9 protein-coding genes are annotated in these 10,804 nt (G+C 69.0%); 4 read left to right on the top strand and 5 right to left on the bottom strand.

All coding sequences use genetic code 11. The features are described 5' to 3' along the window. Positions 1-5: 5 nt before the first annotated feature. The gene (locus ACI7BZ_RS08565) at positions 6-914 is read right to left on the bottom strand and encodes a hydrogen peroxide-inducible genes activator (RefSeq protein WP_414116744.1); all 909 of its coding nucleotides are present in this window, start codon (positions 912-914) and stop codon (positions 6-8) included. Positions 915-1,072: 158 nt separating this feature from the next. On the opposite strand from ACI7BZ_RS08565, the gene katG reads away from it, so the two are divergent. Both katG and ACI7BZ_RS08555 read left to right on the top strand, forming a co-directional pair. After that, positions 1,073-3,265, top strand: coding sequence for a catalase/peroxidase HPI (katG, locus tag ACI7BZ_RS08560; RefSeq protein ID WP_414116743.1), 2,193 nt, complete (start codon positions 1,073-1,075; stop codon positions 3,263-3,265). Between the two features lie 279 nt (positions 3,266-3,544). Then, entirely contained in the window at positions 3,545-4,324 is a 780-nt protein-coding gene (locus ACI7BZ_RS08555) for a DUF1499 domain-containing protein (protein WP_414116742.1), read from the top strand. Between the two features lie 100 nt (positions 4,325-4,424). Here the strand turns inward: ACI7BZ_RS08555 and ACI7BZ_RS08550 are convergent, their stop codons facing one another. From ACI7BZ_RS08550 to ACI7BZ_RS08540, 3 genes are all read right to left on the bottom strand, one after another. Beyond that, the gene (locus ACI7BZ_RS08550) at positions 4,425-5,156 is read right to left on the bottom strand and encodes an SOS response-associated peptidase (protein WP_414116741.1); all 732 of its coding nucleotides are present in this window, start codon (positions 5,154-5,156) and stop codon (positions 4,425-4,427) included. A 51-nt stretch (positions 5,157-5,207) separates the two neighbouring features. Next, the gene (locus ACI7BZ_RS08545; RefSeq protein WP_414116740.1) at positions 5,208-6,122 is read right to left on the bottom strand and encodes an MBL fold metallo-hydrolase; all 915 of its coding nucleotides are present in this window, start codon (positions 6,120-6,122) and stop codon (positions 5,208-5,210) included. Between the two features lie 601 nt (positions 6,123-6,723). Continuing rightward, positions 6,724-7,428: an outer membrane protein gene (locus tag ACI7BZ_RS08540; RefSeq protein WP_414116739.1), complete on the bottom strand. Its 705-nt coding sequence runs from the start codon at positions 7,426-7,428 to the stop codon at positions 6,724-6,726. Between the two features lie 331 nt (positions 7,429-7,759). Between ACI7BZ_RS08540 and ACI7BZ_RS08535 the strand changes: the two genes are divergently transcribed. Together ACI7BZ_RS08535 and ACI7BZ_RS08530 are read left to right on the top strand one after the other, a co-directional pair. Then, on the top strand, positions 7,760-8,101 hold the full coding sequence (locus tag ACI7BZ_RS08535) for a hypothetical protein (protein ID WP_414116737.1): 342 nt from the start codon (positions 7,760-7,762) through the stop codon (positions 8,099-8,101). A gap of 118 nt (positions 8,102-8,219) precedes the next feature. Next, positions 8,220-8,522, top strand: a complete 303-nt coding sequence (locus ACI7BZ_RS08530) for a hypothetical protein (protein WP_414116736.1) — start codon at positions 8,220-8,222, stop codon at positions 8,520-8,522. Positions 8,523-8,610: 88 nt separating this feature from the next. Here ACI7BZ_RS08530 and ACI7BZ_RS08525 read toward each other — a convergent pair whose 3' ends face one another. After that, on the bottom strand, positions 8,611-10,527 hold the full coding sequence (locus ACI7BZ_RS08525; protein ID WP_414116735.1) for a propionyl-CoA synthetase: 1,917 nt from the start codon (positions 10,525-10,527) through the stop codon (positions 8,611-8,613). Positions 10,528-10,804 lie beyond the last annotated feature (277 nt).

The raw sequence follows: 10,804 nt of genomic DNA, 5'->3' as shown, positions 1-10,804 counted from the left end.
GGGCGTCAGGCCACCTTGCGCCGGCCGGGAAAGCCCACGGCGCGGACCACTTCGGCGATATGCTCGAACTGACCCGACAGGGGGTTGGATCTGCGCCAGATCATGCCGATGGTGCGCGAGGGGCGCGGCTTGGCGAGCCGGGCGACGGCGACGCAGGCCGAGCGCGTCTCGATGGGAACGGCCATCTGCGGAATGAGGGTGACGCCGATGCCGGCCCCCACCATCTGCACCAGCGTGGTCAGGGAGCTGCCCTCCATGAGGTCGCGGGGCAGGCTGGTGGACATCCGGCAGAAGGAGAGGGCCTGCTCGCGGAAGCAATGCCCCTCCTCCAGCAGCAACAGCCGCATCTCGCGCAGCGTCTCCGGGCCGGGCACCGGCCGTTCCGCATCCTCGATGGGCCGCACCAGTACGAATTCTTCGTCGAACAGGGCGTATTCGTTCAGGGAAGGCTCGGAGACCGGCAGGGCGACGATGGCGGTGTCGAGCCGGCCTTCCAGCAGGTCCTCCACCAGCCGCTGCGTCACCGCCTCCCGCGGGCGCAGGTCGAGGCCGGGGAAGCGCTCGGTGAGGCTGTTGATCACGCCCGGCAGGAGGTAGGGCGCGACGGTGGGAATGACACCGATGCGCAGCCGGCCGGCCAGCGGGCTGTGGGAGGACCGCGCCAAGTCGTCCAGCTCCTCCACCGCCCGCAGAATGAGGCGCACGCGCCGGGCGAACTCCTCCCCGAGGCTGGTGAGGCGGATCTTGCGGGTGCCGCGCTCGATCAGCGGGGCGCCGAGGATATCCTCCAGCTCCTTCATCTGCAGGGAAAGCGCCGGCTGCGAGATGGCGCAGGCCTCGGCGGCGCGCCCGAAATGGCCATGCTGGGCCAGCGCCTCAAAATAGCGGAGCTGCTTCATGGAGATGCCATTCATAAGCTGAGCATATCGTCGTCATTAGAAAATGCAAATTTTCATTATTGCACTTCTCGACTAGAAATCAGATGTCAAACGCAGGGCGCACAACCTGGACAACCCTTTTTCCGGGGGCGGACGCAGGGTCGGCCCGCGTTCCAGGACGCGAAACCCCAAGAATGTCGGAGAGCACGATGGGCGGGACAGAGACGAAGCCGGCCGGCAAATGCCCGGTGATGCATGGCGCCCTCACGGAAGTCGGCGCCTCGAACATGGACTGGTGGCCGAAGGCCCTCAACCTCGACATCCTTCACCAGCACGACACCAAGACCAACCCGATGGGTCCGGCCTTCAACTATCGGGACGAAGTGAAGACGCTGGATTTCGCGGCCCTCAAGGCCGACATGATCGCCCTCATGACCGACAGCCAGTCGTGGTGGCCGGCGGACTGGGGCCATTACGGCGGCCTGATGATCCGCCTCTCCTGGCACGCGGCCGGCTCCTACCGCATCGCCGACGGCCGCGGCGGCGCCGGCACCGGCAACCAGCGCTTCGCCCCCCTGAACTCCTGGCCGGACAATGTGAGCCTCGACAAGGCCCGCCGCCTGCTGTGGCCGATCAAGAAGAAGTACGGCAACAAGGTGTCCTGGGCCGACCTCATCGCCCTTGCCGGCACCATCGCCTATGAATCCATGGGCCTGAAGACCTTCGGCTTCGGCTTCGGCCGCGAAGACATCTGGCACCCGGAGAAGGACACCTATTGGGGTTCGGAAAAGCAGTGGCTCGCCCCCAGCGACAACCGCTATGAAAACCTCGACGACCCCAAGACCATGGAAAACCCGCTGGCCGCGGTGCAGATGGGCCTGATCTACGTCAATCCCGAAGGTGTGAACGGCAAGCCGGACCCTCTGAAGACCGCCGCGCAGGTGCGCGAGACCTTCGCCCGCATGGCCATGGACGACGAGGAGACCGTCGCCCTCACCGCCGGCGGCCACACGGTGGGCAAGACCCACGGCAATGGCGACGCCGCCACCCTCGGTCCCGACCCCGAGGCGGCCGACGTGGACCAGCAGGGCCTGGGCTGGGCGAACCCGGGCCAGAACGGCCTGGCCAGCCGTGCCGTGACCTCGGGCCTGGAAGGGGCGTGGACCACCCACCCCACCACCTTCGACATGGGCTTCTTCGACATGCTGTTCGGCCACGAATGGGAGCTGCGCAAGAGCCCGGCCGGCGCCTGGCAGTGGGAGCCGGTGAGCATCAGGGAAGAGGACAAGCCGCTCGACGCCAGCGACCCGAGCCGGCGCCACAACCCCATGATGACCGACGCCGACATGGCGATGAAGATGGACCCCATCTACAACGCCATCTGCCAGAAGTTCATGGCGGACCCCGCTTATTTCCAGGACACCTTCGCCCGCGCCTGGTTCAAGCTGACCCATCGCGACATGGGCCCCAAGGTGCGCTACGTGGGTCCCGACGTGCCCGCCGAAGACCTCGTGTGGCAGGACCCGGTGCCCGCCGGCCGCACCGATTATGACGTGGCGGCGGTGAAGGCCGCCATCGCCGGCTCCGGCCTGTCCGTCAGCGACCTGGTGACCACCGCCTGGGACAGCGCCCGCACCTTCCGCGGCTCCGACATGCGCGGCGGTGCCAATGGCGCGCGCATCCGCCTCGCCCCGCAGAAGGACTGGGAGGGCAACGAGCCGGCCCGCCTCGCCCGGGTGCTCGGCGTGCTGGAAACCATCGCCGCCAGCACCGGCGCGAGCGTGGCCGACGTGATCGTGCTGGGCGGCAACGTGGGCATCGAGCAGGCGGCCAAGGCCGCGGGCTTCGACATCACCGTGCCGTTTGCGCCCGGCCGGGGCGATGCCACCGACGAGACGACCGACGCGGCCTCCTTCGCCCCGCTGGAGCCCATCCACGACGGTTATCGCAACTGGCTGAAGAAGGACTATGTGGTCAGCGCGGAAGAGCTGATGCTCGACCGCACCCAGCTGATGGGCCTCACCGCCAATGAAATGACGGTGCTGGTGGGCGGCATGCGCATGCTCGGCACCAACTATGGCGGCACCCGGCATGGCGTATTCACCGATCGCGAGGGCGCCCTGACCAACGACTTCTTCGTCAACCTGACGGACATGGGCAACAGCTGGAAGCCGGCCGGCGGCGGCCTCTACGAGATCCGCGACCGCGCCTCCAACGCGCTGAAGTGGACCGCCACCCGCATGGACCTCGTGTTCGGCTCCAATGCGGTGTTGCGCGCCTATGCGGAAGTCTATGCCCAGGACGACAACAAGGAGAAGTTCGTCAAGGACTTCGTTGCCGCCTGGACCAAGGTGATGAACGCCGATCGGTTCGATCTGGCGCAGTGACGCGGCCGCCTCCCCCCGCCGGGTCCAGGCGGGGGGAGGCGCCTTTTTCCCGTCCGGGCGGGGCGGCGGGCCGTGTCGCCCCCTGCCCTTTTTCCGCGGGATCGCAGGCTGATCGGGACCGGCTTTTGCCTTAAGCTCCCGCCACAGCCCGCCGGCGCCCTACGCCGGGGGGCTCGGCGCCGGCCTCGCGGTCGCTCCTTCGGGGCGGGCAGGGGCGGAGGCGGCGGGGCGGCCCGCCTGCCTCCTGGCGCCTCCACCACGCCGGGGCAGGCAGGTTCGATGATCAGACGCCGTCTCTACACCGAGGAGCGCATCTCGCCGCTGGCGCGATGGAGCTTCCGCCTCGCCTTGTTCTCTTTGCCGGTGGTCGCCCTTGCCGCGTTGCTCTACCGCACCGGCTTCATGGAATTCGTGCCGGCCATCACCACGCTGGGCACCGGGCTCGCCCTCGCCCTGCTGGCGGGCATGCTGGGCATGGCGGCCTTCTTCATCACCTGGGAAACCGGCTGGCTCGGCATCGGCCGCGCCATGGCGGCGGTGGCCATTGCGGTGCTGGTTCTCGCCGGGCCGGCGGCGGTGCTGGCGCGCGGCATGATGCTGCCGCGCCTCACCGACATCTCCACCGACGGCACCGATCCGCCGACCTTCCGCGCCCTCGCCCTCGCCCACCCGCGGGAGGCCAACGACCTTACCTATGGCGGCGGCGATGCGGCGGCGGCCCAGCGGCTGGCCTATCCCGGCATCAAGCCGGTGGACCTCAGCGCCACGCCGGAGGAGGCCTATAATACGGTGCTGGCTTTGGTGCAGAAGCGGCGCTGGCGCATTCTCGACCAGACCCCGCCCCGGGGCTCCCGCCGAGACGGACAGATCGAGGCGGTGGCGGTCTCGCCGGTCATGGGCTTCCGTAGCGATGTGGTCATCCGCATCCGCCCCACGGTCAAGGGCGCGCGGGTGGATGTGCGCTCCGCCGCCCGCTACGGCATCCACGACCTCGGCACCAATGCCGAGCGCATCGAGGCGCTGATGGCCGACCTCGCCGCCGAGCGGCGCCGACGCTAGAGCACGCGCCGATCAGCTTGCACCGCAAGCTGGTCGGATAACGCGTTCTCTATCCTTAAGTGAGAGCACGCGTCGTCCACTCCGGGGGACCACGCCGCCGTCAGGCCGGCCGGTCCGGTGCCGGAGCCAGCAAGGCCAGCGCCGCGGCGGCCTCGGCGCCGGTCAGGGGCCGGGTCAGGTCTTCCCCCTCGTTGCGCACCGCATTCACGCGGGGCGAGACCGGCCACAGGCGCAGGCCATCGCCGGGAAACGGCCGCAACAGGGCGCGCGGGTCCTCCTCCGCGAGAAAATCCGCCATGTCCCCCGGGGCGAGAATCACCGGCATACGATCGTGCAGCGGGCGCAGCAGAGAATCGGCCGCGCAGGTGAGGATGGTGAAGGTGCGCAGCCAGTGGCCGGTGGCCGGGTCGCGCCAGCCGTCCCACACTCCGGCGAAGGCGAGCGGCGCGCCGTCTGCCGCGCGGATGAAAAAGGGTTGCCGGCCATGGGGGCCGGCATGCCACTCATAAAAGCCGTCCGCCGGCACGATGCAGCGGCGGCGCGCCCGCCAGGCGGCACGGAAGGCGGGCTTCTCCGCCACCGTTTCGGCCCGCGCATTGATCATGCGTGCACCGCCCGACGCATCCCGGGAAAAGGAGGGCACCAGGCCCCAGCGCAGCAGGGAGAGGTGCCGGACTCCGGTTTCCGGGTGCCGCCGCACCACCATGAGGTCCTGGGTGGGGGCGGCATTGAAGCGCGGCGGGGCATTGGGCAAGGGCGCCTGGGCCGCATCCACGCCGAAATGCTCGGCATAGGCGACGGGCGTGCGATGCTGGACGAAGCGCCCGCACATCACCGCCCCCTCACGGCTGCGGCGGGCGCCGCCGGCGCCCCAGGGGCGCGCTCACGCAGCACGGCGGAAGCGGCCGGTGAGAGCCGGCGGGCCATCGCTGACCACCCGCCCGCTCTCCACCAGATGCTCCAGATGGGCCAGCACCGTGAGGGAGGCGGCCGCCACCAGCCGCGGATCAAGGCCGATATAGATGCCGCGCACCAGATCGGGAATGGTGTCCACATCCCGGTCCAGGGCGCGCAGAATGGCGGCTTCGCGGGCGAGGCGGTGGTCCAGATAATCGCGGACGAAGGCCGGCGCGTCGGTCACCGGGCCGCCATGGCCGGGCAGATAGACGCGCTCGCCCCGGGCGCCGAGGGTTTCAAGGGAGCGGATATAATCGCCCATGGCCCCGTCGGGCGGGGCCACGATGGAGGTGGCCCAGGCCATCACATGGTCGCCGGAGAACACCAGCTCATCCTGCGCAAGGGCGAAGGCCATGTGGTTGGCCGTGTGGCCGGGGGTGGCGATGGCGGTGAGGCTCCAGCCCGGGCCGGTGAGGACCTGCCCGTCGCGCAGGGCGATGTCGGGGTGAAACGCCGTGTCGCCGCTGGCGTCCAGGGGGTTGACCTCCCCGGCGGCGAGGGGGCGGGCGGGCCGGTGGGGCCCTTCGCCCACGGTCAGGGCGCCGGTGGCGGCCTTCACGGCGCGGGCGGCGGGGGAATGATCGCGATGGGTGTGGGTGACGAAGACATGGGTCACCGTCTCGCCCTTCACCGCATCCAGCAGCGCCGCCACATGGGCGGGATCGTCGGGGCCGGGGTCGACGATGGCCACCTGGCCGCGGCCGACGATATAGCTGCAGGTGCCGGTGAAGGTGAAGGCGGACGGGTTCGGTGCCAGCAGGCGGCGGACCCCGGGGGAAACCTGGTCCACCCGGCCAGCCGGGACATCGAAGCTGCGGTTGAAGCGGATTTCGTCGCTCATGGGCCGAGGCGTGTGCGTCGGTCGGCGCGAGGCCCAGGCCGACGGGACGACGCGTTCCCTTTCTTGTGATGGAAGACGGGAAATCCGGCCGGGCGGGGGCCGCCGGATCGAGGCACCGACCTTAGAACGGGATCGGCGCGGAGGGAACCGGGCTGGCGGGCGCGGCGCGGGTTCGCCCCTCCGGCCATCGGCGGCAGCCGGCCTTCCGGCGCAAGGCCTTGTGGTTCAAGCCTTCCGGCGCGAGGCATTGTGGTTCAAGCCTTCCGGCTCATGGCGTTGCGGCTCGCCCGCGTGACCGGGGGGCTCCAATTGCAGCCGCGGACGCCGGTGAGATGCCACGCCCAAGACCATGCCGCGCCCAAGACCATGCCACGCCCAAGCCCATGCCGCGCCGCCCTAAAGACCGTGCCGGCGCGGGGCTGCGCCCGGAAACCGGCTGGTCCGCGGTGCGGGGCTGCCGGCGCCGGGTAAGCAGCATCGAAGGGGGAGGCGCCGCTGGCCGGCGGCGTCGGGGCGGACCCGCCCGTCAGGCGGCGGATGGTGCCGGCACAAAAAAAGCCCGCTGCCGAAGCAGCGGGCTCTCGATGAAGCAGAGCTTCGATCAGAACTTGTAGTTCACACCAGCCTTGAAGGTGTGGAACTTGGAGTCGTTGCCGATCACGACGCCGGGGGCCACGAGGGTGGCGTCCACATCGCTGGAGCCCAGGTCGACGTAGAGGTATTCGGCCTTGAACGTCCAGTTGTTGGTGATGGCGAACTCGCCGCCGGCACCGATGGTCCAGCCCCAGGAGGTGGAGGATTCGGAGAACAGCGGGACGCCGAGCACGCTCACGTCGGTGCCGGTCTTGCCGTAGGCCACACCACCGGTGATGTAGGGCAGGAACCGGTCGATCGCGTAGCCGAGGCGAGCGCGGATCGTGCCGAAGTAGTCAACCGACGAACCGGCGGAGAGCACGGGCAGGCCGAGCACGGAGGCATCGACGGTGCCGGAGATGTCCGACCACTGCAGGTCGGTCTCGAGGCCGAGCACGACGTTGTTGGCGAACTGGTAGTTGTAGCCGATCTGGCCACCGACGAAGAAGCCCGACGAGGTGATGCTGGCAGCAGCCACCGGGAGGCCGAAGTAGTCCACGTCGTAGGTGAACGAGTCGCCGCCGTAGCCGACGTTGGCACCGATGTAGAAACCGGTCCAGGAGAACACCGGCACGGCCACGGCCTTGACCGGATACTTCGTCGCCAGGTCAGCAGCCGCGGCCGGAGCCGAGAGCGCCGCCAGCGCGACAGTGGCGAGAAGGAACCGCTTCATGACTAACCCCCTTGATTGGGAAACTACGTTTTGGCCGAAGGCGCATTCACGCCGATACGCTTGTTACGAGTCGTTTCGTCCAGTGGCACCTATCTAGCAGGCCGCCGGCCCAAATGCCGTTACATTCTTGCCACAGTGGACCCAAATCAGCACAACCAGAGCCCTCTAAACTAGCGCGATACCTCCCATCGCCCTTCTTTCTTCCAGGCGCCCCCCGCAACCGGGCCTGAACGGTAAAAGAATAGTAAACACAGGGTCTTCACACTGCGTTCAGGGAGCCGGTGGAAGGGTGGGAAACGGGCTCGGGCGCCCACAGCAAAGGAAGTTCGCGATGCAACCATTCCGATTCCCCCCGCGCCGCAACCGCTCCACCCCCCTGGCCCTGGCGGCCGCCGCCTGCGCCGGGCTCGCCGCCGGCTATAGCGGCCCCGCCCAGGCCCGGCCCGACACGCTGACCATGACCTGCGCCCAGGCCGCGGCCCTGGTCACCTCCAGCGGCGCCATCGTGCTCGGCACCGGGCCGAACATCTTCGACCGCTACGTGCGGGAGATCCGCTTCTGCTCGGGCGCGGAACAGCTGAAGCCGGAATGGGTGAAGACCCGGGACAATCCCCAGTGCTTCATCGGCTACACCTGCTTCGTGCCCTCGCGCGACAATTTCGGCTTCCGGTGAAGCACGATCGGCCCTGCGCCGCACCGTCGCGCGGCCTTGCTTTTCGCCCGCACGCGCCCCAGGTTCCGGCGCGCGGCGTCCGAGGTGCGGCGGGCGCGCGGGAAACCGGAGGCCGGTGATGAAGAAACCCTTCGCATTCCTTGTGGGGGCACTCCTGTGCACGGCCATGGCCGGCACGGCCGGCGCCCAGACCGCAAGCATCTCGCTCACCTGCGTCCAGGCGGCGGCGCTGGTGCAGGCCCGCGGGCAGGTGGTGCTCGCCACCTCGCGGACCCTTTACGACCGCTACGTGCGCGACCGCAGCTTCTGCGACTACGACCAGGACACCCGCCCGGAATGGGTGCCCACCCGGGACAATCCCCAGTGCTTCGTCGGCTACACCTGCTTCGACCCGAGCCGGGGCGGCGGGCGCAGCCGGTAGAGCACGCGCCGACCCCGCAAATGCAAAAAGGCCGCGCCCTTGCGGACGCGGCCCATCTCGATGGTGGAGACGCGGAGGAAGCGGCCGCTCAGGCGATGCCGCGGGCCTTCAGCACGCCCTCGATCTCCTCCAGCACCCCGGGATCGTCGATGGTGGCCGGAACCGACCAGGCGTCGTGGTCGGCGATCTTCTTCATGGTGCCGCGCAGGATCTTGCCCGAGCGGGTCTTGGGCAGCCGGTCCACGGTGACCGCCAGCTTGAACGCCGCCACCGGGCCGATGCGGTCGCGCACCAGGCCCACCAATTCCTTCTCGATGATCTCCGGCGCCCGCCGCTCGCCCGCCTTCAGCACCACGAAGCCGCAGGGCACCTCGCCCTTCAGTTCGTCCTTCACGCCGATCACCGCGCATTCGGCCACGTCGGGATGGGAGGCGATCACCTCCTCCATGCCGCCGGTGGAGAGGCGATGGCCCGCCACGTTGATGATGTCGTCGGTGCGGCCCATGACGAAGATGTAGCCGTCCTCATCCATGAAGCCGGCGTCCGCCGTCTTGTAGAAGCCGGGATATTCCGCAAGGCAGCTCTCGACGAAGCGCTCGTCCTGCTGCCACAGGGTGGAAAGGCAGCCGGGGGGCAGCGGCAGCTTCACCACGATGGACCCCATGGTGCCGGCCGGCAGCGGCTTGGCCGCCTCGTCCACGATCTGCACGTCATAGCCGGGCATGGCGACGGTGGGCGAGCCGAGCTTGACGGGCAGAAGGCCGAGGCCCACCGGATTGGCGGCGATGGCCCATCCGGTTTCGGTCTGCCACCAGTGGTCCACCACCGGCACCTTCAGCTGGTCCTGCGCCCACACCACCGTGTCCGGGTCCGCCCGCTCGCCGGCCAGGAACAGGGTGCGGAAATGGGAGAGGTCGCGCCCGGTCTTGAAGGTGCAGTCCGGGTCTTCCTTCTTGATGGCGCGCAGGGCGGTGGGGGCGGTGAACAGCGCCACCACCTTGTGCTCCTCGATCACCCGCCAGAAGGCGCCGGGATCGGGTGTGCCCACCGGCTTGCCCTCGTAGACGATGCTGGTGCAGCCCATGAGCAGCGGGCCATAGACGATGTAGGAATGGCCCACCACCCAGCCGATGTCCGAGGCGGCCCAGAACACCTCGCCGGGCTTCACGCCGTAAAGGTGCTCCATGCTCCAGCGCAGGGCCACCATGTAGCCGCCGGTATCGCGCACCACGCCCTTGGGCTTTCCGGTGGTGCCGGAGGTGTAGAGGATATAGAGCGGATCGGTGGCGGCCATCTCCACGCAGGCCGAGGTCTTGCCCGCCGCCGAAGCCGCCGCGCAGGCCGCCGCCCAGTCCAGGTCGCGCCCGTCCACCAGGGTGCCCGGCCCCTGCGTGCGCTGCAGCACCAGGCAGGCCTGCGGCTTCACCGCGGACATGGTGATGGCGAGGTCCAGCAGCGGCTTGTAGGGCACCACCCGGTTCGGCTCGATGCCGCAGGAGGCGGCGAGAATCACCTTGGGCTCGGCATCCTCGATGCGGGTGGCCAGTTCCTTGGCGGCAAAGCCGCCGAACACCACGGAATGGATGGCGCCGATGCGGGCGCAGGCCAGCATGGCGGCGATCGCCTCCGGCACCATGGGCATGTAGATGAGAACCCGGTCGCCCTTGCCGACGCCGAGGTCGGACAAAACCGCGCCCAGCGCGCTCACCTCGTCGCGCAGCTCGGCATAGGTCAAGGTGCGTTTGGTGCCGGTGACCGGGCTGTCATAGATCAGCGCCGGCTGGTCGCCGCGGCCGGCCGCCACGTGCCGGTCCACCGCATTGTGGCAGACATTGCCGGCGGCGTCCGGGAACCAGCGGCCATAGACGCCGGCCTCGGCATCGAAGATCTTCCCGGGCGGCGTGGTCCAGTCGATGTCGCGGGCCGCCTCGCCCCAGAATGCCGAGGGATCGGCCTTCCAGCGTGCATAGGTTTCCGCGTAGCGGCTGGTGCAGACTCCGGACATGGACGTCTCCCTCATGGCTGTTCTTATGGTTTGTACTGCAGGCCCCCAAATCACCGCGCAAGTTCGCACAAATGCGTAAGACCTTGGTTGGGCTCCATCACGCTTCCGGCCGCACTGCAGCAGGATGAACCTTGCACGACGGCCGGAAAAATCCATTTAAAACGATAAGACCGCGCACCGGCGGCGCGTCATCCCCCGCTTGCTCCTCCAGATCCCCCGGCAGCGGCATTTTTCGCGCCGGCGCCAGATTGCGCCCGCGCGCCGGGCTCGGCTACGT

Source organism: Xanthobacter sp. AM11 (assembly GCF_047444035.1).
GTDB lineage: Bacteria > Pseudomonadota > Alphaproteobacteria > Rhizobiales > Xanthobacteraceae > Xanthobacter.
This window is presented reverse-complemented; position numbering and strand designations above follow the sequence as displayed.

Bases quoted from the DNA above. Each gene is read 5' to 3' on its own strand.
- ACI7BZ_RS08565 (WP_414116744.1), bottom strand. From the start codon at position 914: ATGAATGGCATCTCCATGAAGCAGCTCCGCTATTTTGAGGCGCTGGCC.
- katG (WP_414116743.1), top strand. From the start codon at position 1,073: ATGTCGGAGAGCACGATGGGCGGGACAGAGACGAAGCCGGCCGGCAAA.
- ACI7BZ_RS08555 (WP_414116742.1), top strand. From the start codon at position 3,545: ATGATCAGACGCCGTCTCTACACCGAGGAGCGCATCTCGCCGCTGGCG.
- ACI7BZ_RS08550 (WP_414116741.1), bottom strand. From the start codon at position 5,156: ATGTGCGGGCGCTTCGTCCAGCATCGCACGCCCGTCGCCTATGCCGAG.
- ACI7BZ_RS08545 (WP_414116740.1), bottom strand. From the start codon at position 6,122: ATGAGCGACGAAATCCGCTTCAACCGCAGCTTCGATGTCCCGGCTGGC.
- ACI7BZ_RS08540 (WP_414116739.1), bottom strand. From the start codon at position 7,428: ATGAAGCGGTTCCTTCTCGCCACTGTCGCGCTGGCGGCGCTCTCGGCT.
- ACI7BZ_RS08535 (WP_414116737.1), top strand. From the start codon at position 7,760: ATGCAACCATTCCGATTCCCCCCGCGCCGCAACCGCTCCACCCCCCTG.
- ACI7BZ_RS08530 (WP_414116736.1), top strand. From the start codon at position 8,220: ATGAAGAAACCCTTCGCATTCCTTGTGGGGGCACTCCTGTGCACGGCC.
- ACI7BZ_RS08525 (WP_414116735.1), bottom strand. From the start codon at position 10,527: ATGTCCGGAGTCTGCACCAGCCGCTACGCGGAAACCTATGCACGCTGG.